26 protein-coding genes are annotated in these 23,932 nt (G+C 53.4%); 16 read left to right on the top strand and 10 right to left on the bottom strand.

Features of this window, described 5'->3' with window-relative positions; genetic code table 11:
* The first annotated feature begins 13 nt into the window (after positions 1-13).
* The 3 genes from PSH66_RS04250 to ppa all read left to right on the top strand — a co-directional run bounded on the left by PSH66_RS04250 (position 14) and on the right by ppa (position 2,378).
* Entirely contained in the window at positions 14-355 is a 342-nt protein-coding gene (locus PSH66_RS04250; RefSeq protein ID WP_032657050.1) for a hypothetical protein, read from the top strand.
* A 73-nt stretch (positions 356-428) separates the two neighbouring features.
* Positions 429-1,712 carry a phosphopyruvate hydratase gene (gene eno, locus PSH66_RS04245; RefSeq protein WP_012723166.1) on the top strand — a complete coding sequence of 428 codons (1,284 nt, stop codon included), beginning with the start codon at positions 429-431 and terminating at the stop codon, positions 1,710-1,712.
* Positions 1,713-1,826: 114 nt separating this feature from the next.
* Positions 1,827-2,378, top strand: a complete 552-nt coding sequence (gene ppa / locus PSH66_RS04240) for an inorganic diphosphatase (protein WP_012723165.1) — start codon at positions 1,827-1,829, stop codon at positions 2,376-2,378.
* Between the two features lie 131 nt (positions 2,379-2,509).
* On the opposite strand, the gene cydB is transcribed toward ppa, so the two are convergent.
* Positions 2,510-3,517 (bottom strand): cytochrome d ubiquinol oxidase subunit II, encoded by a 1,008-nt coding sequence (cydB, locus tag PSH66_RS04235; RefSeq protein ID WP_012723164.1) that lies wholly within the window; start codon positions 3,515-3,517, stop codon positions 2,510-2,512.
* Between the two features lie 3 nt (positions 3,518-3,520).
* A complete protein-coding gene (locus PSH66_RS04230) occupies positions 3,521-4,948 on the bottom strand; it encodes a cytochrome ubiquinol oxidase subunit I (protein WP_012723163.1) in 1,428 nt (475 codons plus the stop codon).
* A gap of 45 nt (positions 4,949-4,993) precedes the next feature.
* Between PSH66_RS04230 and PSH66_RS04225 the strand changes: the two genes are divergently transcribed.
* Positions 4,994-5,602 (top strand): uracil-DNA glycosylase, encoded by a 609-nt coding sequence (locus tag PSH66_RS04225; protein ID WP_012723162.1) that lies wholly within the window; start codon positions 4,994-4,996, stop codon positions 5,600-5,602.
* Positions 5,603-5,610: 8 nt separating this feature from the next.
* On the opposite strand, the gene PSH66_RS04220 is transcribed toward PSH66_RS04225, so the two are convergent.
* A complete protein-coding gene (locus PSH66_RS04220; RefSeq protein ID WP_012723161.1) occupies positions 5,611-6,780 on the bottom strand; it encodes a TDT family transporter in 1,170 nt (389 codons plus the stop codon).
* A gap of 115 nt (positions 6,781-6,895) precedes the next feature.
* Between PSH66_RS04220 and PSH66_RS04215 the strand changes: the two genes are divergently transcribed.
* The 10 genes from PSH66_RS04215 to PSH66_RS30050 all read left to right on the top strand — a co-directional run bounded on the left by PSH66_RS04215 (position 6,896) and on the right by PSH66_RS30050 (position 14,807).
* On the top strand, positions 6,896-7,792 hold the full coding sequence (locus PSH66_RS04215) for a LysR family transcriptional regulator (protein WP_058417011.1): 897 nt from the start codon (positions 6,896-6,898) through the stop codon (positions 7,790-7,792).
* A gap of 158 nt (positions 7,793-7,950) precedes the next feature.
* Positions 7,951-8,943 (top strand): beta-propeller fold lactonase family protein, encoded by a 993-nt coding sequence (locus tag PSH66_RS04210; RefSeq protein WP_012723159.1) that lies wholly within the window; start codon positions 7,951-7,953, stop codon positions 8,941-8,943.
* A gap of 59 nt (positions 8,944-9,002) precedes the next feature.
* Positions 9,003-10,238, top strand: a complete 1,236-nt coding sequence (locus tag PSH66_RS04205) for a molybdopterin-dependent oxidoreductase (protein ID WP_103388956.1) — start codon at positions 9,003-9,005, stop codon at positions 10,236-10,238.
* Between the two features lies 1 nt (position 10,239).
* On the top strand, positions 10,240-10,602 hold the full coding sequence (locus PSH66_RS04200) for a hypothetical protein (protein WP_224265906.1): 363 nt from the start codon (positions 10,240-10,242) through the stop codon (positions 10,600-10,602).
* Positions 10,599-11,105, top strand: coding sequence for a hypothetical protein (locus PSH66_RS04195; RefSeq protein ID WP_012723156.1), 507 nt, complete (start codon positions 10,599-10,601; stop codon positions 11,103-11,105). The genes PSH66_RS04200 and PSH66_RS04195 overlap by 4 nt, the downstream gene beginning before the upstream one ends.
* Entirely contained in the window at positions 11,098-12,555 is a 1,458-nt protein-coding gene (locus PSH66_RS04190) for a cbb3-type cytochrome c oxidase subunit I (protein ID WP_046722265.1), read from the top strand. The genes PSH66_RS04195 and PSH66_RS04190 overlap by 8 nt, the downstream gene beginning before the upstream one ends.
* Before the next feature lie 3 nt (positions 12,556-12,558).
* Positions 12,559-13,848: a cbb3-type cytochrome c oxidase subunit II gene (locus PSH66_RS04185; RefSeq protein ID WP_058417012.1), complete on the top strand. Its 1,290-nt coding sequence runs from the start codon at positions 12,559-12,561 to the stop codon at positions 13,846-13,848.
* Between the two features lie 3 nt (positions 13,849-13,851).
* Entirely contained in the window at positions 13,852-14,046 is a 195-nt protein-coding gene (locus tag PSH66_RS04180) for a hypothetical protein (RefSeq protein WP_032657047.1), read from the top strand.
* A gap of 121 nt (positions 14,047-14,167) precedes the next feature.
* A complete protein-coding gene (locus PSH66_RS04175; protein ID WP_012723153.1) occupies positions 14,168-14,548 on the top strand; it encodes a hypothetical protein in 381 nt (126 codons plus the stop codon).
* 187 nt (positions 14,549-14,735) lie between these two features.
* A complete protein-coding gene (locus PSH66_RS30050) occupies positions 14,736-14,807 on the top strand; it encodes a hypothetical protein (RefSeq protein ID WP_074883859.1) in 72 nt (23 codons plus the stop codon).
* 204 nt (positions 14,808-15,011) lie between these two features.
* On the opposite strand, the gene istB is transcribed toward PSH66_RS30050, so the two are convergent.
* From istB to PSH66_RS04160, 3 genes are all read right to left on the bottom strand, one after another.
* Positions 15,012-15,761: an IS21-like element helper ATPase IstB gene (istB, locus tag PSH66_RS04170; RefSeq protein ID WP_012723152.1), complete on the bottom strand. Its 750-nt coding sequence runs from the start codon at positions 15,759-15,761 to the stop codon at positions 15,012-15,014.
* Positions 15,758-17,308: an IS21 family transposase gene (gene istA, locus PSH66_RS04165; protein WP_032657045.1), complete on the bottom strand. Its 1,551-nt coding sequence runs from the start codon at positions 17,306-17,308 to the stop codon at positions 15,758-15,760. Before istA ends, istB begins: the two co-directional genes overlap by 4 nt.
* 239 nt (positions 17,309-17,547) lie before the next feature.
* Entirely contained in the window at positions 17,548-17,811 is a 264-nt protein-coding gene (locus tag PSH66_RS04160) for a hypothetical protein (protein WP_012723150.1), read from the bottom strand.
* A 112-nt stretch (positions 17,812-17,923) separates the two neighbouring features.
* On the opposite strand from PSH66_RS04160, the gene PSH66_RS04155 reads away from it, so the two are divergent.
* Both PSH66_RS04155 and PSH66_RS04150 read left to right on the top strand, forming a co-directional pair.
* Positions 17,924-18,964 (top strand): hypothetical protein, encoded by a 1,041-nt coding sequence (locus PSH66_RS04155; RefSeq protein WP_012723149.1) that lies wholly within the window; start codon positions 17,924-17,926, stop codon positions 18,962-18,964.
* A 455-nt stretch (positions 18,965-19,419) separates the two neighbouring features.
* The gene (locus PSH66_RS04150) at positions 19,420-20,154 is read left to right on the top strand and encodes a hypothetical protein (RefSeq protein WP_305428419.1); all 735 of its coding nucleotides are present in this window, start codon (positions 19,420-19,422) and stop codon (positions 20,152-20,154) included.
* 32 nt (positions 20,155-20,186) lie between these two features.
* Here the strand turns inward: PSH66_RS04150 and PSH66_RS04145 are convergent, their stop codons facing one another.
* From PSH66_RS04145 to PSH66_RS04130, 4 genes are all read right to left on the bottom strand, one after another.
* Positions 20,187-21,002, bottom strand: a complete 816-nt coding sequence (locus PSH66_RS04145) for a hypothetical protein (RefSeq protein ID WP_305428418.1) — start codon at positions 21,000-21,002, stop codon at positions 20,187-20,189.
* 449 nt (positions 21,003-21,451) lie between these two features.
* On the bottom strand, positions 21,452-22,087 hold the full coding sequence (locus PSH66_RS04140; RefSeq protein ID WP_305428417.1) for an SOS response-associated peptidase: 636 nt from the start codon (positions 22,085-22,087) through the stop codon (positions 21,452-21,454).
* A 28-nt stretch (positions 22,088-22,115) separates the two neighbouring features.
* Positions 22,116-23,414, bottom strand: a complete 1,299-nt coding sequence (gene umuC, locus PSH66_RS04135; RefSeq protein WP_305428416.1) for a translesion error-prone DNA polymerase V subunit UmuC — start codon at positions 23,412-23,414, stop codon at positions 22,116-22,118.
* Positions 23,404-23,832 (bottom strand): LexA family transcriptional regulator, encoded by a 429-nt coding sequence (locus PSH66_RS04130; protein WP_305428415.1) that lies wholly within the window; start codon positions 23,830-23,832, stop codon positions 23,404-23,406. The genes umuC and PSH66_RS04130 overlap by 11 nt, the downstream gene beginning before the upstream one ends.
* Positions 23,833-23,932: the final 100 nt, after the last annotated feature.

The raw sequence follows: 23,932 nt of genomic DNA, 5'->3' as shown, positions 1-23,932 counted from the left end.
AATGGGATACCACATGAGCGCAGTGATGCTGAGCATCGTATTCGGGCTTGTGATGGGCAGGCTTTTTACAGGATCCGTCTATGAATTCGTCGCGCTTTTCATCGTAAGCATTGGAGTGTCGTTGCTGACGTTTCATCTGCTAGATCAAAGGCGGGCCATGCTACAAGCCCAGACTGCGTACTGCTGTTCTGTGATGGTTGCGTCAAACCAAATGCTGGAGCTTTTCCAGATGGCAAAGGGAGGGCAATTCATGCCCTTGGTGGGAGAGATTCCTGAGCTAATTATTGGAGGCTTCTTGGTTCCCGCAATTGCGGTGTCGGCAGTGCAGCTGTTCAGAATACTCATGGAGAGCTGACTTCCGAAATCGAGGCCTCTCGACTTATTCACATGGTTAATGACGTTCCCGAATCGTCCCTTGGAGAAAATCAATGAAAACGCAAATCCAGGCTATTCATGCACGTGAAATTCTCGATTCACGCGGTAACCCTACCGTTGAAGTCGACGTCACCTTGGAGTGCGGAACACTGGGCCGGGCTTCAGTCCCGTCCGGTGCCTCTACAGGCGCTCACGAAGCTGTTGAGTTGCGTGACCATGATCCAAAGAGGTATTCCGGCAGAGGAGTGTTAAAGGCCGTTAGCAATGTGAATACCGAAATACTTGAGTCTCTGAGAGGCCAGGATGCAGTTGACCAGGAACAGATTGATCATCTGATGATTAAGCTGGATGGAACACCTGATAAGTCTAGGCTTGGAGGAAACGCCATCTTGGGCGTCAGCCTCGCCGTAGCCAGAGCGTCGGCTTCTGCGATGAAAGTGCCCTTGTTCCAATATCTGGGCGGCGAGCAAGCAGCAAGAATGCCCGTCCCAATGTTCAATATTCTCAATGGCGGTGTTCACGCAAACTGGCAAGGCCCTGACTTCCAAGAATTTATGATTGCACCTACAGGGGCTGGCAGTTTCAAGGAAGCCTTGCGTTGGGGCGCTGAGGTGTACCACGAGCTGAAAGCGGTGCTTAAGGACGCCGGCTACTCAACAGCGGTCGGAGATGAAGGCGGCTTTGCGCCGACGCTCAAGAAAAACTCAGATGCCATTGAGCTGATCATTAAGGCAATTGAAAGGGCCGGTTATACCCCTGGATCTCAGATCGAGATCGCTATCGACCCAGCATCCAGCGGTTTCTATGAGAACGGTCTTTACCATCTGCGCTCTGAAGGTCGTAAGGTCGATGCTCAAGAGCTGATTAGTCTCTATTCCTCCTGGGTCGACAAGTACCCGATTGCGGTACTGGAAGATGGCCTCGCGGAAGACGATTGGTCGGGCTGGAAGCAATTGAATGCTGCGCTGGGTAACCGGATCGAGTTGGTTGGAGATGACCTGTTTGTCACCAACGTCGAACGGATTCAACGAGGCATCAAAGAAAACGTCGCCAATGCTGTACTGATTAAACCCAATCAAATCGGAACCCTGACTGAGACCAAAGCCGCCATCGTAATGGCTTACGGGGCAAATTGGGGAGCTATGGTTTCTCATCGTAGCGGGGAGACTGTAGACAGCTTCATCGCAGATCTGACTGTTGCCATGGGTACTGGCCATCTCAAGACGGGCGCTCCATGTCGAGGGGAGCGGGTCGAGAAATACAATCAGTTTCTGAGAATAGAAGAGCATCTTGGCAGCCATGCGTTTTATGCAGGACATGATGCATTCGTGCGCTGACGGCCTATAGCCGGTAAACCTGTTGTACTGGTTACCGTAAAAAACGAACCACATATCGCTGTTGGCAAAAACGTCAGTGGCATTGGCCTTTCCTAGACGCTTGGAGATATGAGCATGAGCTACACGGATATTCCAGCTGGTAACGCGATCCCCGATGACTTCTTCACCGTTATCGAGATTCCTGCAAACCACTCGCCGATCAAGTACGAGGTGGACAAGCCGAGTGGACAAATTTTCGTAGACCGCTTCCTCAGCACGCCCATGTTCTATCCGGCCAACTACGGGTTCATTCCAAATACGTTGAGCGATGACGGAGACCCGTTGGACGTCTTGGTGATTTGCCCTTACCCGGTATCGCCTGGCGTTGTCATTCGTAGTCGCCCGGTTGGCGTGATGTACATGACGGACGAAGCTGGAGCGGATGCCAAGGTGATCGCGGTGCCTCATGAAAAACTAAGCTCTGTGTACAGCAACATAAAGGAATTCTCTGACCTCCCTGCATTACTCCTCGCACAGATCCAGCACTTCTTCGAAAGCTACAAGGCATTGGAGCCGGGTAAGTGGGTAAAGATGGGCCGTTGGGGGAGCGCAGATGAGGCCCGAGAAGAGATTCGCAAATCGGTAGCTACGTATAAACCAAAAAAGGGGGACCACTCGCCACATTAAAGGATGTGGCCACCTGTGTACCGAGCTACGCTCCAAGCACTGCAATAATGTCACTGATGGCGAAGTAACCCAAGGACTGCATTCCTGAACGGACTAGAGATTCCCGAGGCATTTAAAGGGTGTCAGTTCACTCAATGATAGCCTGCCTGATCGTTAACCTTTCCTCGGAACACGGAGTAGCTCCAAATGGTGTAGCCCAGAATGATCGGGATAATGAGCAGAGCACCTACAAGCATAAAACCTTGGCTTTGCGGGGGGGCTGCGGCATCCCAGATCGACGTCAACGGTGGGACGATGTTCGGCCACAGGCTGATGCCGAGGCCGCTGTAACCCAGAAAGATCAATACCAGGGTCAAGATAAAAGGCGCGTAGTGAGCACTGCTCGCCACGGCCCTGAACAACCCCCACATAGTCACCAACACTAGGACTGGCACCGGCAGGAACCAGAACAGGTTCGGTAGGCAGAACCAGCGTGCAGCGATATCGCCATGGGCGAGCGGCGTCCATAAGCTGACCACGGCGATCACAGCCAGCAGTGCCAACGTCAAAGGACGGGCCAGGTTATGCATGGCTTTTTGCAGCACGCCTTCAGTTTTCATGATCAGCCAGGTGCAGCCAAGCAAGGCATACGCAACTATCAGCGCAGCGCCGCAGAACAGACTGAACGGCGTCAGCCAGTCTAGGCCGCCCCCGGCGTACTGGCGATCGACCACCGGGAGGCCGTCGATGTAGGCGCCCAACGCCACGCCCTGGAAGAAGGTCGCCACCAGGGAGCCGCCGATAAAGGCCTTGTCCCAGATGTGGCGCTTCTCGTCAGTGGCCTTGAAACGGAACTCGAAGGCCACGCCGCGGAAAATCAGCCCGAACAGCATGAAAATCAGCGGCAGGTACAGGGCCGACAGGACCACCGAATAGGCCAGCGGGAAGGCGCCGAACAACGCCGCGCCGCCAAGCACGAGCCAGGTTTCGTTGCCGTCCCAGACAGGCGCGACCGTGTTCATCATTACGTCGCGATCGCCCGAGCCCTTCATGAAAGGAAAAAGAATGCCAATCCCTAGGTCAAAGCCGTCCATAATTACGTACATCATGATGCCGAAGATGATGATCACGGCCCAAATCAGCGGAAGATCAATGCCCATGAGTCAATGCCCCTTGTGATGGCTATCAGCATCGCCACCGTGGGCGGCAGATAGAGGACGGGCAGGTGTTCGCAGATGGCCAGGCCCACCGTGGCTAAGCGCGTCGCCTTCGTGATTTTGGGGTCCTTTACGTACCAGGCGCATCATGTAGCCCAAGCCGGTTCCGAAAAGCGCGAAATAAACCAGGACAAACAGCACTAAGGTAATGCTCATCTGCGCCACGCTATGGTTCGACGAAGCATCGGCAGTGCGCAGCAGTCCATACACTACCCAAGGCTGACGACCGATTTCAGTGGTAAACCAGCCGGCCAATAGGGCGATCAGCCCTGACGGCCCCATAAGCATCAGGAAGTATAAGAACGAGCGGCACCGGTAGAGCGTGCCGCGCTTTCGCAACCATAGACTCCACAGTCCAGTGAAAATCATCAGCATTCCCAAGCCAACCATGATACGGAACGACCAGAACACGATAGTCGAGTTGGGGCGATCCTCCGGCGCAAAGGATGCCAAGGCAGGAATCTGACGATCCAGGCTGTGGGTAAGGATCAAACTGCCCAAGTAGGGAATCTCGACGGAAAACCGGGTCTTCTCAGCCTTCATATCGGGCCAGCCAAACAGGATCAACGGCGTCGGCTCATTGCCCACGTTTTCCCAGTGGCCCTCTATTGCCGCAATTTTTGCCGGCTGATGCTCCAAAGTGTTCAACCCGTGAGCATCGCCCACCACGGCTTGTATCGGCGCCACAATCAACGCCATCCACATCGCCATTGATAACATTCGACGGACGGCCGGGTTATCGCGACCTCCCAACAGGTGCCAGGCTGCTGAAGCGCCGACAAAGAACGCCGTTGCCACGAAGGCAGCAATCGACATGTGCACCAGGCGGTAAGGAAAAGACGGATTGAAGATAATCTTCAGCCAGTCCATCGGAATCACTTGACCATGATCAATTTTGAAGCCCTGTGGGGTTTGCATCCAGCTATTAGAGGCGAGAATCCAGAACGAGGAAACCAAGGTGCCAACGGCCACCATCACGGTAGAAAAGAAATGTAGGCCACGGCCGACTCTACTCCAACCAAAAAGCATCACACCCAAGAATCCAGCTTCAAGAAAGAAAGCCGTCAGTACCTCGTAGGTCAGTAGGGTCCCCGTTATAGGGCCGGCGAAATACGAAAATCTGCTCCAATTGGTACCGAACTCATACGCCATGACCAATCCTGACACCACACCCATACCGAAGTTGACTGCGAAGATTTTGATCCAAAAGTGGTATAAGGTCCGATAGGTATTGTCATGCGTCCTCAACCAAAGACCTTCCAACACTGCTAGATAAGCAGCCAGCCCGACGGTAACTGCCGGGAACAGGATGTGGAATGAAACGGTGAAAGCGAACTGCATTCGCGCGAGGTCAAGAGCTTGAAGATCGAACATATCGTGGCCTCCTAATGGCAATTTCGTATCAATAGAGGAAGCGTCTTGTCAGTGTCGACTCACCAAGGCACCGCCCCCCTCGGGATTTCGCTTGAAGCGCGAGAAATTTTTCTGCTGATGCCGAACGTTGCGCAACTGACGCGCTGGGTGATTTCCCAGTCCACGGGCGACAAAACCTTGCCGTATTTCGATCCGTTGGATGGCGGCGTCTACGCCAAAATATTGATATTGCTAGAGTCACCCGCGCGAACGGTCAGTCGTGCACGGTATGTCTCACGAGACAATCCGGGGCCTGCACAACGCAACCTCAAAAGTTTCATGGAACAGGTTGGGTTGGAACGCCGAGAGACCGTTATCTGGAATCTATATCCTTGGCTGCCCGATCTTGAAAAGCCCAAGGCGTCGCTCCGCAGGGCGCAAATTGAGGAGGGAATTGAGAAGCTAATCACGCTGCTTCCGCATTTTCCTGATCTCGCGACTGTCGTATTTGCCGGACGTGTCGCTCAGCAGGCGATGCTGCGGGTTCGACACGCCTTTCCCGATATCTCATTGCTCGAGATGCCACACCCCAGCCCGCTTTCTGTTTGCACTCACCCGAGTGTTCGGCAACGCATCCTATCCACGCTGCGTGACGCCAAACAGTCGATTGAGTAGCCAAAGGTTCAGGGTTTGCTCATCTTGTTCAGCGAGGCGATGCAGGGCGAGATGAACAAGTTGCCGCGATACGCGCCTACCAAAGTTTTGGCCGCGACGATGATCCACATGATCGCAAGCAGCAATACCAGTACCACGCCCACAAAATTGAAGAACGCGAGGTGCAACATGGAGCCCAATTTAAGGGTAGTCACCGCATACACGCCTAGCGGAAAGGTGAAACCCCACCAGCCGAGGTTGAAAGGAATACCCTCCCTGAAGTAGCGACCGGTAATCAGCAGCGCCAAAACCATCCACCACAATCCAAGCCCCCAAAACAGCACACCACCGATCAAGCCAATGCCCTCGGCAACGCCTCCGATGCCGGCCATTCCATGAGCGGCGAAGATCGCCGGAGCGTCGCTGCCGAGTACCAGCATCCCCAACGCACCAGTACCAATGGGCCCTAATGAAAGCCAGCTCGATGCCGCCATGCTCTCATGAGGCAATTTATGCAATGCCATGCGCAGCAGCAGAATCACCAGAATACTCAAGGCAACGGGCACTGAGTATGCCCATAGCACGTAGCTGGTGATCAACAGGGTGAACTGTGCACTCGCATCAGCAAGGTGCGGCGCCAGTAGCCCACCACTGGCGGCGGCTACCTCGGCCGCAACCACAGGTAGCAGCCATACTGCTGTCATCTGGTCGATACTGTGCTGCTGGCGGGTAAACATCATGAACGGGATCAGAACCCCGCACGCCAACGCCATGGCGACATCGATCCACCACAGGACTTCAGCTAAAGCGACAACCCCATCCCCCCAGCGTGGCAAGCCATAAAGGAGAAATCCGTTGATGATTGTCGCCAGCCCCATGGGGATGGTTCCAAAAAACATCGACACGGTGGAGTGACCGAAGATCTGTTTGGCTTCATTAAAGAACAGGGCCCAGCGGCTTGCGTACAACACCGTAAAGAGGCAAAACAACGCGATATTGAAAAACCACAAGGCTTCACCTAACACTTTGGGCCACTGCGCGGCAAATGGCAGTTGGCCCAAAGCCAGAGCCAGAATCCCGGTGCCCATCGTGGCGGCGAACCAGTTAGGTGTGAACTGCCGGATCGCTTCTCGTGGATTGGACAATGCTGCCAGTGGATGGCTGCCGCCCATAATCGCTGCGAGTCGTGTATCACTCATTTTCGCGCTCCCGCTTCAGTGTTCATTCAATGTGACTTGCCTGAAGTATAGCTTGATGAGGTTAGCGGCTAAACGGATAGTATAGGTTTACGTTACCTGTTAAAGAGGTAGAAAATTGAAGTTAAGCCTACGTCAATTGCAGATCTTCTGCGCCATTGCGCAACAGGGCAGCACCACCAGCGCGGCCATCGCTGTGTCACTTTCGCAATCGGCCACCAGCGCCGCACTCAACGAGTTGGAAAGCGCCTTGGATACCCGGCTTTTCGATCGCGTAGGCAAACGCTTGGTGTTAAACAATAACGGCCAAGCATTACTGCCCCAGGCCAGAAGCATGCTTGAGAACGCGTTGCAGATAGAAAACAGCTTCCTTCCAGGGCATGCAGAGCTGAAGACTCGCTTGCGGGTAGGCTGTAGTACCACTATAGGCAACTATGTTTTGCCATTGATACTTGGCGAGTTACGCCAATCGGCTCCGCACCTGCGGGTCGATGTTGATATGGCCAACAGCATGGCTATCGCCCGGAAGGTCGCAGATTTCGAGATTGATATGGGACTGATTGAGGGACCGTGCCACTTGCCCGAACTGAGTGCCGAACCTTGGCTTGTAGATGAACTGCTCATTGTAGCGGGCCAACGTCACCCTTTAGCACTCAAGTCGCAGGTCACCCTTGATGACCTGCGTACTGCTGAGTGGCTTCTCCGCGAACCTGGCTCGGGCACTCGGGAGGAAGTCGAACAGTTGCTGTTGCGTCACCTGCACGACCTCGCTGAAACCCGCCAGATCGGCAGCTCAGAAGCCATCAAACACGTCCTTGCACAAGGCATCGGCATCAGTTGCCTGTCGAGCTGGGTCGTTCGGGATCTGCTGACTTCTCAAGACCTGATTGAACTGCCGCATGCGTTGCCTGGGCTGAGCCGGCGCTTTTTTCTGATCCGCCACCGGGAAAAATTCATCTCGTCCGGACTTGAACGGTTCTGGCAAAGTTGCACTCAGTTTGCGAGCCAAAGCTAACGAAATCTATTTGAAAAGTAGGTAACTACTACCACAACAACTTGTTTTCGGAATTTATCCCAAGCGCTTAAGGTCAACTCATTGTCTAGCAGCAATCAGCGAGCTGCATTTGCCAAGGCGCAATCTCACGCCTGGCTGCCCCTTGTGAGGAACCTCTGATGAATGTGATCAAGAAAACAGTGACTGCACTGGCGTTGGGTATCGCGCTCGCCGCATCAATGAGTGCGTCGGCAGCGGAAGATCGCTGGACCTTCGATGGTGATATTCATAACAACTCACTGGCTGTCAGCCCTGACGAATCGACAGCCGTAGTCTCCTACAGTCAGCGTCCTGACGTGGTGGTCTACGACTTGAAAACCGGCAAGGTTCGTCAGGTTCTCACCGGCTATATCACGCCACGCAACATTGTCTTTTCTCCAAACGGCGATGTGTTCTACCTTTCCGACAGCAGCTTAGGGGTCGTTCGTAAGATCGACACCAAAACATTAAAAGTCATCGCAGATCTTCCGTTAGGTGCAGGTGCTTTTGGTACCACGCTCAGCAAGGATGGGAGCCTGCTCTACGTCAACAACGAGGCCGCCAGCACCTTGTCGGTTATTGACCTTGATCACCAACGACCAGTAGCTGTGGTACCTGGCTTCTCCCAACCGCGCCAAGGCATCCGAGTAAGCCCTGACGGCAAAACCGTCTATGTCACCAACTTTCTTGGCGACAAAATCACCCTGGTCGACAGCAAGACCAATAAGATCGAAGGTGAGATCACTGGCTTCAACAAGTTGCGCGCCATCTCCATATCGGCCGACGGCAATACGCTGTACGCGGCTAACAGCGGCAGTAACAGCATCGCAGTTGTCGACACTCAAAAACGCGCTATCACAACCACCGTTATGGTGGGCAAAGACCCCTACGGTGCAGCCCTGACTCCAGACGGACTGCACGTCTACTCGGGTAACCTGGGTGACAACACCCTGTCAGTGATAGACACCAAAACGCTGAAAGTGACGACCACTGTGACCGGTTTGAAGGCACCCCGCCAGGCCATTGTCTTCACCAAAGACAAGTCGAAGGCTTATGTCCTCAACGAGGACCTGAGCATCTCCACCGTCGATCTCGCCAGCAACAAGGTGGTATCGACGCTCAAGGCTGACTGATCGAAACAACGCAGGCCTTCTCGAGGGCCTGCTGATACTCCACGACCTGGTGAATAATAATGAATGGAAGTGATGAGTTCTGGATGATGAATCGCCGTCGTTTACTCGGGTTGGCCACTAGCGCTGGTCTCGCTAGCCTGCTTCCGCGCCAAGCCCTTTCTGGAACGGACTTGGCGCAACTAGATAGGATCGAATCCGCAGAGTCCGAACGACGCCTTGTACGTTTTCCAGAGAAAACGGGACTGATTCTGATTACTGATCGTCCGCCGCAGTTGGAAACGCCGCTGCATTATTTTCGCCAGGACCTGACGCCTAACGAAGCCTATTTTGTTCGGTGGCATCTGTCGGGGTATCCAACTCAGGTCGATACGCGAACCTTTCGACTGCGTCTCGATGGCCAGGTTGCCAATCCTCAGTCTTTTTCTCTTGATGCCTTGGTCAACGAGTTCGAGCCCGTGACACTGGTGGCCATGAACCAATGTTCAGGCAATGCCAGAAGCTTGTTTGGTCCTAAACCTCCTGGTGGGCAATGGCAATTTGGCGCGATGGGAAATGCACAGTGGACAGGCGTTCGCCTCAAGGACCTCCTTGATCGTGCAGGTGTTAAAGCAGGAGCAGTCGAGGTGGCAATTTCTGGGCTGGATGAGTCGCCAATGCCAGGCTTGCCAAAGATCGTGAAGTCATTGAAGTTTGACCATGCCAATGATGGTGATGTGATGGTTGCATACGCAATGAATGGCGCACCACTGCCGATGCTCAATGGCTTTCCATTGCGCTTAGTGGTACCCGGTTGGTACGCGACTTACTGGATTAAATCATTGGCTCACATTGAGGTGCTAGATAAACCTTTAAGCAATATTTGGATGAACCAAGCCTACCGAATTCCTGATAATCCAGAGATCAACGAGGAGCCAGGAAACCTCTCCAAGAAAACGGTACCCATCAACCGCTTTGTCACTCACTCCGTATTCGTACGTCCAGAACCCGAAGAACTATTGCTTGTAAATCATCCATACATGCTAGAGGGCTTAGCCAATGATGGCGGCGATGGTATCGCTCGGGTTGAGGTTTCAGTTGACGGCGGGCGTACTTGGGCAGATGCGACGCTCGACCCCGAGATCGGCCGGTTCTCTTGGCGTCGGTGGCGCTTCGTATGGACCCCCCTTGACAAAGGCCGATACACGTTCAAGGTCCGCGCCACCAACCGCGCCGGGCAAGGTCAACTGACCACCCAGTGGAATCGGGGAGGCTATGCGCGCCGGGTTATCGAACAAACCACTGGAATGGTGGTGTGAGATGACGACATTTCTCCAGCCTAGAATGCTCTTTTTTGCCTTGATGTGTAGCCTACCTATTTGGATACCAAGCGCCTTTGCGGCCGAGGAACCGAAGGTCGATTTTGGTGCTCCCGTGCACTCAATCACTGTTCCCCACGACGAGCCCTACTTGCCGGACGGTCCGGGGCGCAGCGAATTTCTGGCACAATGCGTGATCTGCCATTCTCCTCGTTACGTTACCAACCAACCTGCATTTCCGCGTAAAACCTGGGCGGCTGAGGTCGCCAAAATGCGCGACGAATATGGAGCGCCCATCCCCGACGAAGCCGTACAACCAATCATCGATTATCTGATGTTCTTCAATGGCAAGGAGACACCATGAGTGATCCTGTTCGCGACACATCGGCCCATGGGATTTCCCGAACTGCATTGGCTATGTTGATTGGTGTATTGGCGCTCGGCACGTTGATATCTTGGAAGGTCATCGGCACCCACGGCGCCTCGGATATCACCCGACGAGGAGATGCTCTCCCGTCGCGAGTGGACTCAACAGATAAGGTCGAGTTGACCACTGCATTGGTCGGCGCAGGCGCAATTGTGGTCCAACAGCGTTGCGCAGGGTGTCATGACGCGACTCAACGTTCGGTAGGTCCTAGCTGGAATGCAGTCCTTGCACGATATAAATCTGTAATTGGGACGAAGCCGCTTAATCACGAAGCGTTGGCTGTCATGGTCGCTGCCATTTCCCATCCCCAACCAGGATGGGATGGTTATTCTGCAGGGCCTACGGACATAACACTGACGCCGGAGGAGCGATCAGGAACGGCAGCATGGATTCTAAGCCGCTCCAAAACCGTTTCGTTGAAGGAGCTAAGCCATGAGTAGACTGATAGCTGGAACAGAGCATGCTCTAGACGCGAATCAACCCTCGGATATTTTGCCGCGCATTGATTACGATCTTATCAAAGCCCACGGTTATGCAGCAGTGATCACACTGTTTCTATCAGCTCTTGCGGGCCTGCTTGTTGCTCTGAAGCTGACAATGCCCGATCTGCTGAGTAGCCACGCAGCGCTGACCTGGGGTCGCCTGAGGTTCGATCACACACAAGGTATTTTTTTTGGTTGGCTTGCCAATGCTTTCTTTGCGTTCTGTTACCACATGGTCCCGCGCCTGGCTGATCGCCCGGTGTTCAGTCGCAGATTGGGCTGGGTCATTTTCTATATTTGGAATCTTGGTGTCCTTTTGCCCGGATGGTTACTTATTTCCCTCGGGCTCGATAGCCCATGGTTCGCAATACAGTCTTTAGAATGGGCGGAGTTCCCAATGATCGTGGACCTAGTGGTAGTACTCGGTCTGATTTTGGTATGTGCCCAATTCGCGGGGCCTTTCTTGCTTAAGCGGCAACGAGGAGGCTTGTATATTTCGGCTTGGTACCTGATCGGCGGAGCCGTATTTACGCTGCTTGCATATCCAGTAGGAAATTTCGCGCCTGCATTTATCCCCGGCGCGCAAGGTGCTGCATTCAGCGGGCTTTGGATTCACGACGCAGTGGGTTTGTTCGTTACGCCATTTGTACTTGCGATCTCTTACTACATTATTCCGGCCGCCACCAATCGACCTATCTATAGCCACTTTTTGTCAATGATCGGTTTCTGGTTTCTATTCTTTTTTTATCCGCTCAATGGCACTCACCATTACGTCTATTCGGCTATCCCCATGGACGCGCAGAAGGCGGCCATTATCGCCTCCGTGTATTTGGGCATGGACGTGATACTAGTTGTATTCAACCAACTGATGTCACTGCGAGGCCAAGCTTCGACAGTCGCAAGCGATGTCCCTCTGAGGTTTGTCTGGACGGGCACGGTGTTCTATTTAATCGTCAGTTTGCAGGGCGCGTTCCAGGCTCTGATGCCGGTCAACCGATTGACTCACTTTTCCGATTGGGTAATTGGCCATTCGCATCTCGCGATGCTGGGTTTTGCAACCTTCGTTGCCGCTGGCGGGATTGCCCATGCCTGGCAGCGTATACCAAACAACCGCTACAGCGCAGCGGCGATGAATTGGGCTTACTGGCTGATAACTATCGGCCTACTGGCCATGTTCACCACACTAACGGCCGGCGGTTTGGTACAGGCACAAATATGGGAAACCACCGCGCCGTGGATGGACTCTGTACGCGCATCTCTGGCGTACTGGTGGATCAGAGACCTAAGCGGATTGCCGATTCTGGCAGGCTTCATCGCGTTTTTCCTGGGCCTAACTACAGGAGCCCGAAACAACGGTGCTGCCGTAAGTACCTCTCCCGTCATTCACCCTACGTTAGCGGGAGTTTAAGGTATGCAAACGGTTACCAAGCATCGCCTGTTCAATAGCGCCTATCTGATCATATTTGTAGCCGGTATCGGCTTCTTTATCTTGTCGTTTATGCTGCTCGGGATATTGCCTGGGAAGCAACTGCAAAAGGAAATCGAGGCCCGTGCACCTGCCAACATGCAACAGTATTCCGCGAAAGAAGAACGAGGGCGCATTGTATATGCCCGCGAAGGGTGCGGTTATTGTCATACTCAACAAGTACGATTCGTAGCTCAGGACGTCAGTCGCTGGGGGGCGCCCACTGAAGCATGGGAAACGAAATACGACTACCCACAACTCTGGGGGACTCGCCGCATTGGTCCTGATTTAGCTCGGGAAACCGAGGTACGAAGTAATGATTGGCATCTGACCCACCTATTCAATCCTCGATATGTCGTTCGTGACTCTGTAATGCCTGGCTATCCCTGGTTGTTTAAAGGTGATGCCAACAAACCGACATCGGATGGAATTGACCTCGTTGCCTACTTACAGACGCTTGGTAGAGCTAGAAAAGTTTCGGGTTATGACGATCCGCTTCAGGCGCAGGTTGAAGCTCAACAATCAACCCAGAAGAGCAGTAACGCGATGTCGCACGACAGCATGGCAGATGAAGAAATGTCGGCGTCACTCAATGTAAGCCAAGATGCAATCGCCGCGCGACCTCGCTTGGATGGGCCAGTGCCTGGCTTTGTGATACCTACTAACGCAAATGACCGCTCGATCGCATTACGTCTGGGACAAGCGGCTTTCGCGGAGAACTGCGCCGGGTGCCATGGTCCGAGTGGAACAGGTGATGGCTTAGCGGCGCCGACGTTGCTGCCACGTCCGGCTAACCTGCGCGATGCACAATTTACAACCCGGCATTTAGCCGATGTTTTGTGGAACGGCAGGCCCGGGACAGCAATGCCCGCTTGGAGAGACCTTGATAACTCAACGCTGGTGGCACTCACGCTTTATGTGCAAAGCCTGCATACAGCGGACGAGCGCGCCTTGCCGTCTAGCGACGTAGCGCTTGGGCAGTCTCTATTTTCCACCAATTGTGCTAGCTGCCACGGTGCCAGTGGCCAGGGCAATGGGCCTGCATCTCGCGGGCTCTCCCCACGCCCCGCGAACTTCTGGGAGAAGAAAGGCAACACGGCGTATCTGGAGAACGTCTTGCGTGAAGGCATACCAGGTACGGCAATGCCTCCCTGGAAAGCAGTGCTCTCGGACGAACAACGAACTGCTGTAGTTACCTATTTGCGTACGCTATACCAACCTACCGAGCAGGAGTGAATCATGTTTGCTTCAATGGTAATTGTGATGACCCTGATCGTTTCTGCATTCGTTGTAGCTTGGTGGGTCAGCCCTGAACTTCGGCTGTGGAGTGAGGCGCCCAAGCTCGTGATGCTTGAGCGTGAACGTCGTTTTGCTCAAATAAGAACGCCATTGGATCAACAGGGGGGGAAAGATCAGGGTTCCGGTAAAACATAATATTGGGAAGTTTTTTACGGAACTGGAATAGAACTGTCTGGCGTTCGTCTACTGTCTGGTCGCGTACTATTTCAAATAGCAGGCGAGCCTACAAAAATTCACAAAAACCAAAGGAATACGTATGTTCAAAAAAATGATCCTCACCGCTGCTGTTGCCGTCTGCTGCATATCTGGTTTTGCGTTCGCCGACGCGCCAGTCAAGGTTGCTGAAACAGACAAGGGAAAAGTACTCGTAGACGCGAAAGGAATGACTCTGTACACGTTCGGTAAGGACACCTCGGGCAAGTCGGTCTGCACTGGGCCATGCGCTGCAAACTGGCCACCTCTGGCAGTGTCGGCAAACGCCAAAGCGGATCATGATTATTCTGTCGTCACTCGAGACGATGGCACAAAACAATGGGCTTACAAAGGCATGCCACTTTACAGCTGGGTCAAAGATACCAAGCCAGGGGATACAACCGGCGACGGTGTCAACCAAGTCTGGCACGTTGCTAAACCGTAACCTCATTAATTAACAGGCTAGCATGCGCCCTGGCTTTGTCAGTGGCGCAAACTAGAAGTTTAACTACCTGATAGTTCCGCCAACGTGCGGCCGCTGCGCCTCACAAAGCATGATGGATCAGATCAACGTAAAATGGGGCCGAGGCACCGTACGCTCTTGAGATGTTCCCATAACGCCATACTGGGGTATGAAGCGCCAGATGCTAAGCCCCATTTGCACAACCCAGCTGGATCACCTCTGGACTGTTAAATTTAAATAGGGCTAGCACTGGGGCTGGGACTTACTAAAGGTTTCAACCCTCAGATCTGATTAAGGTAGGATGATTCAAAGAGCATAGCAAAAATCTTAATCCCGCCAATTATACATTATTGAAAAAACAGGTGATTGCGTTGCATTTGACCAACTGCTTGCATTCAATTTGACCAATTGCATTCGTATTGCCCACCTGGATAAACACCGGATCCTATTGCAACCGTTTGCGACTTTTGATCCTTCGCATTGATTCGCCTTTCAGTTCTATAACGTGGGACTTGTGAACGATACGGTCAAGAATTGCATCGGCAATCGTGGGGTCGGAGAACAGGTCATACCATTTTTCTTTAGGGTACTGACTTGTAATCAACAATGAGCCGTTCTGTGACTGCTCGTCGATAACGTCCAGGAGGAACGGGCCCAACTGGGCGTCAATGCCACCGATGCCCAAATCATCTATGACTAATAATTCTGCGCGGATCAAATGCCGACGTAGTTTAGGCGTGGTGTGGTCAGCGTAAGAAAGTGAGATTTCTTCAAAAAGCTTCGTGGCAGTGCGATACAGCGTCGCTCGCCCAAGGCGGCAGGCTTGGTTTCCGAGTGCGCAAGCGAGCCAGGTTTTGCCAGTGCCCGTAGCGCCCGTGATGATCACATTCTGACGTCGCGCTAACCACTCGCACTCACCAAGGGACATGACCGTATTGCGGTCTATGCCTCGAGACGCCTTGAATTCAATGCTGTCTATTGTGGCTTCATTCTCACGAAGCCTTGCGTTCTTTAGCAAACGTCCAACCTTTCTGCTCTCACGCTCGCTATTTTCGGCATCCATCATTAAACCAAGCCTTGTTTCGAATGGTTCTTTCAGCAGCGCCGGTGTTTCAAGCTGACGCTCGTAGGCTGCTGCCATCCCGTGCAGACCAAGAGACATAAGGTTTTGGGCAGTATCGAGGATTGACTTCATAGCGGCTCATCTCCCTGTGAGGCGTAGTATTCAGCACCACGTATGTTGGCGTGTTCGACCAAGGGGGCGGATCTTCGGTAGTTGGGGCGCAGGTCAGATTCGTTCCGAAGGATCGAACGCAGCCGCTCAGAACTTAGTATGTTCAAGCTATTCGCATAGCCGCACGCGGACTCAAGGCGTGACGGTGTGATTGCCCCTTTGCGAACGTCACGTTTCAGGCCAACAACGACCTTCAAACCGGTCGAGAAATCTTTCCGCAGGTTGAGGTTGTCCTTCACGAAACGGAGCGTTTCCGGCCCAATAGTCTCAGCCCAGACAATCAGAGCTTCCGGCTGGGAGTCCTGGAAATATCTGTGATTCGGGGCCAAGTGCTCTTTGAGAGTGCTAGTGCCCCGCTGACGATTGAGCTTGTGCGAGCCGATGAGACGGCGCTGATGAATGATTTCGAGCCAATCGTCTCGCACGCGCAAATCGACAAGAAGATTCGCGAAGTGGTAAGGAACCGAGTAGCTGTGCTCTTCAAATTGTACGTGGTAGTCGCTGCCTACCCTAACCTGATACACCCACTTGCTGTAGCTGTACTTATGTTCTGGGAGCGGCTTGAGGGCTGGATAGTCAAGCTCAAGGAAGCGGCTGGTTCGGCTCTTAGGGTACGTTCGAGTGATTCGACTGTTTAGCTCATCAACCCAGTAGCTGATTTTCTCGTTGAGCTCTTCTAAGGAAAAAAAGGTGCTCGCTCTCAGCCTTGCGAGAACGAATCTTTGTACCAGTTGAACAGCAATCTCACCTAGCGACTTGTCTTGCGGTTTACGCGGTCTGGCGGGGTAAATTTGAAATCCGTAGTGCTCAGAAAACTCGGCGTAGGCACGATTTAGGGTCACCACATCTCTCGTGTTTTTCGTCACTGCTGACTTCAAATTATCAGGCACAACGAACCGTGGAACCCCGTCGAAGAACTCCAGGGCCAGAATGTTGCATCTGAGCCAGTCTGGGATCGTTTGACTTCTCACGGCGGTGGCAAAAATGTATCCCGAGGCACCTAGCGTTGCCACGAACACCTGAGCTTGGCTGATTGCTCCAGTATCCGGGTTGGTCACAGGCATTGTCCTGCCACAAAAGTCCACGAAGCACTTGTCTCCGGGGAGGTGAGTCTGTCGCATGCTCAGCTTTTGCCTATTGACCCATTCACGATAAATCCGTGTGAACTGAGCATAAGACACGCCTTCTGGCTCGCTTGTACGAAACTCTTGCCATAGGAGTTCCAAGGTGATGTCAGGAAGTTTTAGCTGTTCATGGATGGCAGGCCATGACGGGTAAGCCTTCCTTTGAGATGAGACTTTTGGCTGGGTATGCAGACGCTCCGCCAGCGCTTTGTCGTCAAGGTGCTTCAGTTCTTCCCAGCTTTGTCCACACTGTGCCAACTGATCCCGAATGGTGCGAACAGTGTTATGGGACACTTTGGCTAATAGGCCAATAGCCCTATTCGACAGCTTGGGGTCGCTCGTAAGGCGTAGCACCTCGCGCTGCGTACTTATTGGCAGCCTCATATGTTCTCCTCGCGACAGGTGTGTGAACACCTCACAGGTCGCGCCGTGTGAAAATTGCAGACAAACGGAATGTGATCGACTTGACGCCGAACGCGAGGGAACACAGAATGACGGCGCGTAGGGCTGAAACCTAACACCATCAAAAAAGCCTAGGGCTCCACCCCTGGGCTTTTTTGTGCTCCAAATCCACCGGCTAGCTCCTATCCTGATCTCATTGTGATACTCCTCATATGCTTAGTTCATACGGCCTGCTGCCGTGCGCAGCGCTGCGTAGCAATCCACCAAGCGACCTCTTTGGACAGAGCAAAGAACCCCCGACGATTAGGCACTTCAAATAGCGGCACCTCAATTGTCCCTCGCTGTTTAGCTTTACGAAACGCGTCGTACGATGTGTAACCCAACTCTCTCCACAGCGCGCTGCCACCCACCATCAGGCCATATCGCTGTTTGAGGTCGAGCTCTAATTCGAATGACAGAAATTGGATTTCAAGGGGCTCGCGCATCGCACTTAATGTCCGGTTTGGTCACAGTTGATAGTAATAAACCGCCCCCTTGCGCTCCAGCCGTAAGACTTCTACATTTTTTACGGTACAAAGATCGTTCGGGGATTTTTAAGTGTCTGATTTTAAGAGAATTGCAAACATTTATTCGGAGTTCGCAGGCAGCTTGCGCGAACAAATTCCGGAAAATAGCCGCCCCCGAAGCAACACAGTGGAAATGCTCGCAGTGGGCTACTGGTTCGAAGGACTGAGGCAGCGGACAGGCCTCAAAACTGCCTATGCCCTTGAGCTGTATTTCGAAAAAGAGTCATTTCGAAGAAATACGAATGGCACGATCCGGCATTACCGAAGCAAGTGGTCTAGGTACGAACAGAAAATGATCTCCCCCAAGGCCAAGACCTTGAGTAGGGTGGAACTGCTAGCACCTGGATCGTCCCGCGACCTGAATCATCCCATATGGACTTTGATGAAGCTGATCTCCCGGCAACAGAAAATCAGCTTCGACAGCTACTTCCGTGCGTTAAATACCGATGTCCAACTGGTGCTTTATCGCAGCACCAGCAACATGATTTGGGACAGTGTTCAGCGCGAACCAATCACTCAAGTTCTACTCGAAAAACTCGAACGCAGGGCAAGCTTGGATGCCCTCGCTGCGTTGATCGCGATAGTGGTCGAAGCAGATCTCCTAGGTCGAAAAACCGTTGCTATCAAGGCAGCAGGCACCTTGCACAAAGTACTTCTGATGCTGGCAATGGAGCTTCAAGCGCGCGGTGTTGCCGTTGGCCTAATCGATTGGCTCGTGTTCAACGTCCTACCCCTTGGAGTGCCTGCCCATCTGCATATCTGGATGAGCAGCGCTGACTACATCCACGCGTCGGCGCATTTGAACACCATGGTTTACCAGCATCCGGAAAGGCGCGGAAAAGCCCTACCTTGGAAGCTTCGTAATAAGCTGATGTGCAAGCTGCTTGCCGGGGACATGGGAATTGACGTTTTGCACGCAATGCGCCCTCAGTTCGAGTTGCGGACGGACATAGGGGAAATTGCGGCCGAGCTGGTCGAGGAGTTTAAGAAGACGTCGGCACTGAGAACTTGGGGATGGATGTGCATCATCGATGGCGCGCCACAGACAGTGCCACCAGTACCGCTGCTTTAGCCTTTCAAATGACTCGCTAGGCGAGTGGTCAAGTCCAATGCAAATGCCTGGTCACTTCCGATGCAAACGACTGGTCAAGTCGAATGCAAACGACTGGTCAAATGGGTTGCAATTTCCCAAGCATGTGTAAATTTCCAAAATTGACGTAGCCGCGTCAAAATATTCCACGAACCGTTCGATGTGCGCTTTGGCAGTAGCATTTGGAGAATGATGATGCCTGAAGTACCTGTACCACTTACTCCGCTCGAGTTCAAAGCGGAGCTTAAGCGTCGAGGTTGGACAGGGCGTGCACTAGTATTGCGCAGGGGAAACCCGAAACCTGGATCAGCAAGCTGACCAACGAGCCAGAGCGCGGCGCTCATTGGGATGACGCCTTGAGGGGTCTTCCTACTGTCAAAAAACAGAAGAAAGCATAGGGCGATTCAAGGCCGGCTGATTTTTAAATGGATGACATAATGGCAGAGTTTCCTGAGCCGTTTTATGCAACTGGTCCTGCGCCGGAAGGGAAGGTCATGGTTGGTGAAAAACCTCCCGAGTTGGTCGCCAGTGATCTGGCTGCCGGTGTGGCTCGTATTGGGGGATTCTGGAGGCATCCCAACTACTTTGAAGCTTATCTGTATTCAGCGACACTGCTCATTGAGCAAGGCCAGATCAAAGGAACCCTGGATGAGATCGGCCTTCCAGCTTTTTACCTTCAACGGCACGCAGTTGAGCTATTGCTCAAAGACCTGCTTCATTGGCTCATCTATATCGCAGATCTCCGCACCCAGCTTCACGTGTCGACCTATGAGCCACCGCAAGGCGCTGTTAAGGCCCAGGCAACTAGCCATAACCTGAAGAAACTGCTCGAGTTCATAGTTCAGGTGAGCACAGAAATGGCGCTGCCGGCTCCGCCAGTCGAGCTCGGAATCTTGATCGCCGATATGTCACAGTTCGAGCTAACAGAAACCTGGGCGCGTTATAGCTCTTCCTACGTCCTGCAAAAAAGTGAGGTGGCCACCACCAAACTTCACGTTAAGCACGTAGAAGAGGTGATCGAGATCCCGATCGTGGCCTTCCAGCAGCGGCTTGTAGCTGTTGCCAAATTGGCAATATCGAGAGAGCCGGGTGGTGAAAGCTATGAGGACATTCTGTATGACGAGTGGTCCCCCCTTAATTCGGCATTGAACCATATACGGTTAGACGACTAACGCCGGCGACCGCCTACTTTGGTGATGGCTTATTATCGCGATCCTTTGAAAAAAGCTACAACCGCGTTCGCCGCATCAATCCCTCCCATCAAGACCACGCCACTCATTAGGCCTATTGCGAATAGGGCAATGAACATTGGGATGTTTACCATCCTCACCATCATTTTGAGCCTGCCACGAAGCCGAGCTCCCCTAATGCTTTCCCACCTCACGCGTGTTTGAAGGCGTCCCACCATTGCACGCTCCTTCTCAAGGTCCTGCCAACAATCTTGCAGAACCTCAAATCCGCTATTCGCAGTGATGTGAGGCCAGGTTCCGTGTGCTTGCAATTGAGCTACCGTGAGGTTCGGATCCGACCGGCCGCGCTCATCAATTAGCCCCTGGCTCCAGATAAACGTGATGCCGAAGTTTCCGTAAAATTTGTTCCTTCGAGCTTTGTTATCACTCGTCGCATCCGCCTCGGTCACGCTGATAGGGACAATTTTGAATGCCTGATCAAAACCGCGTGCCCAGTCAACGATTTTCCTGAACATGTACGAGCCTAAGCCCAAACCTCTTACCGCTGGATCTATCAGAACACTGCCGTTTGTAAGCCTAACCGACTGACTGTGGCTCGACATATTTCCGCCCATGGTGGAGATGTGCGCGCCTGCATTCATCGCCCCTCCAGAGAGGTAGGTTGCTCTTACTTCAATCGAGGCGCGGTCAAAAGTTGATGCACCTTGCGAAGTGGTGTGTGTTTTAGTTGTAACCTCGATCATCACCAAGTGCCTTGCACGTACCCCGGAGTCGGTTATGACCAGGATCTCAAAATTACACTGTTGATCTGAGGTACGGATATCAATCACGGGCAAAGTCATTTCAATGGTTCGCATTAATCTGATGAAGCACCACTTCTGTTTTGAGCAAAAGCGTTCATAAGGGTGCTGAAATGGGAAACGCCGGCTTCGAGCGTCGGCGTTGATTCGTATTGGTGTTCACTACCGCTGCAAGCCGGTGAGCTTTGTTATACCTCACGCGGTGGTGACCTATGATTCAGGCAATGGCGTTGTGTGGTCCCTTGGAGGTTTTCAATTCCAAATAGGGTACCCCTTCTCATTCACCGCAGCTTTGATGTTCAGCTCGAACCCGTTCTCAAGAAGTCAGGTTGCGGCTCTGCGGCATAAACCGTAACAGCATCAGGATTCACCTGCAGGTGCTGCTCCAACTGCTCCTGCAGCTATTTTCTGAGTTCTTCTTTGGTCATTCAATCGCTCTCATTTTTGTTTGCAGGCCATGGCGTGGCCTCTGTCCTGGACTACCTGGCTACAGCCATGCGGTCGGCCGGGTACTGACGCATGAACTCCATGCTTTCGCCTGCAGGAACTTCAAGCCAATCGCCGTACAGCCCCCGGGGCAGAATCACCACCATGCGTTTTTCATCCTCGGGCTTGTGGTAGTTGCGCATGAACGGGTGATCATCCGCATTGATGGTCAGCATGGTGAAGCTGTGCAGTTCCTCCCCGGTACCGGGATCGCGCCATTGCTCCCATAGGCCCGCTATGCCCATTAACTCACCGTCTGCCCGCACAATCCGCGTTGCAATCGGTTTACCCGTTCGCCAGTCAGGTTCATAAATGGCCTCGGCAGGGATAATGCAGTGCTGAGCCTTTCGCCAAGCTGTGCGGTACGACGGCTTTTGACTAGCCGTCTCCGAACGGCAGTTGTAGGTGCTGCGTACGATTTTGGTGTCCTTGCTCCAGGTTGGAATCAGCCCAAAGGCGCCTGACAGCACCTCCAGCAACGCAGGCGATTCTTCGTCGACGTGCTCCGCACGGCGAATGAAAGGCCCGGTATAGCCTGGGTACAGTTGCAACTTACCCTGCTCGAACGGCTCAACGCCGAATGTCTCGGCCACCCGCTCCGGCGACGGCGCTTCGTAATGGCTGCACATACACAAACTCCTTCCAGATCCTGACGCCTCAATTGGCGTTTACCGTCCATAACTGGTCGAGCCGAGTGGTGTAGCTCGGGCTTTTCAGCTCACGACGCATGCCCCAGGCCGGCGCCGCCGGCACCGCGGCCGTACGCAGCGTACCTCGGCCCCAGCGGTTATTGATTTCGTCCAGGACGCTCATCACCTTGTCAGCCGTAGCAGGCTGCGTGTGCGCAAACAGATCATCGGTGAACTCACCAGGTTGACGCAGATCCATCAGCAACACTTCGGCCTTGCTGTATCGGAACCCAGGACGGAAAAGGCGTTCCACCGCATGTGTTGCTTCGCGGGTGATCAAGCGCACATCATTGGTGGGGTAAGGCAGCTCGACCAAGACGCCGTTGGCGTAACGCGCCTCGTCAGGGTTAAACATGCCGGTGCGAATGCTCACGCGGATCTTCTTGCACAGCGAATGCTGGGCTCGTAGCTTCTCCGATGCCCGCTGCGCGTAGGTGGCCACCGCTTCCTTGATGGGCTCAATCGTCGTCAGCCGGGTACCAAACGCTCGGCTGCAGCAGATCTCCTGCTTGGCCGGTGCCGCATCTTCCAGGGCCAGGCACGACGTGCCGGCGAGTTCACGCACCGTCTTCTCCAGAACCACACTGAATTTACGGCCGAGCAACCCAGGGTCGGCCTTTGCCAGGTCCATGGCCGAGTGAATCCCCAAGGCGTGCATGTGCGCCGTCATACGTCGACCAATGCCCCACACCTCTTCAACGGCAGTATTGCGCAGCACCCAGTCGCGTTTAAAAGGGTCGCATAGATCCACGACGCCGCCGGTCTGCGCCTGCAGGCGCTTCGCGGTGTGGTTGGCCAGTTTGGCCAGGGTTTTGGTGTGGGCAATGCCCACACCGACAGGGATACCGGTGTGTTTTAGGACTTTAGACCGAATCGTCCGCCCAAACTCTGTGAGGTCGCCAGGCATCCCCGTGAGGTCGCAGAAAATTTCGTCAATAGAATACACTTCGCTGTCGCAAACCATTGATTCTATTAGGGTCATGACCCTTTCGGACATTTGGCCGTACAACGCGTAATTGCTGCTGAACGCCACAATTCCGTGCCGGCGCAGCGTGTCTTTGATCTGGAAATACGGCGCGCCCATTTTGACGTAAGGTTTGGCGTCGTAAGTACGGGCGATCACGCATCCGTCGTTGTTACTGAGAACCACAATGGGCGTTTGAGCCAAGTCCGGTCGAAACACCCGTTCAACGGCCCCGTAGAAATGATTGCAATCAACAAGGCCGAACACGGGCAAGCCCGCGTACAGCGCAGTTCTAACGTGCATGGTCGCGCACGCTGTAGTTCACCACACCCCATATCACAAGTTCATCTCCCTCCATGACGTACCTGGGCGGAAATTTGGAGTTTTCGGCCATCAACACCACTTGGCCATCGCGGCTGTGAAAACGCTTGCACACGCACTCGGTATTAAGCGCAGCAATGACGATATCGCCATGCCGCGCCGTTTTGCTTCGATCAACCACCACCAGGTCACCACTGAAAATCCCGGCACCTTGCATGCTGTCGCCTTGGATCTTGGCCAGGTACATGTGCGGGGCTCGGATTTCAAACAGCTCATCGAGCGAAATCAATTTTTCAAGGTGGTCCGCTGCCGGCGATGGAAAACCGGCAGACACCTGGGAGGAATACAGCGGGAGTGATACCCCACCTCCGGCAATGGGACCAAGAAGGGTCACGCTCATAAACCTGGCCTGAACAAATAACTGTATGGATACACAGTTAACGTTGCCGCTGAATGCGCGTCAATTTGAGCCGACCAAATGCCCTTCGCCCTAAATTCAG

The organism is Pseudomonas sp. FP597 (assembly GCF_030687435.1).
GTDB classification, from domain to species: domain Bacteria; phylum Pseudomonadota; class Gammaproteobacteria; order Pseudomonadales; family Pseudomonadaceae; genus Aquipseudomonas; species Aquipseudomonas lactucae.
The sequence above is the reverse complement of the archived record's forward strand: the minus strand, read 5'-3'. Positions and strand labels throughout refer to the sequence as shown.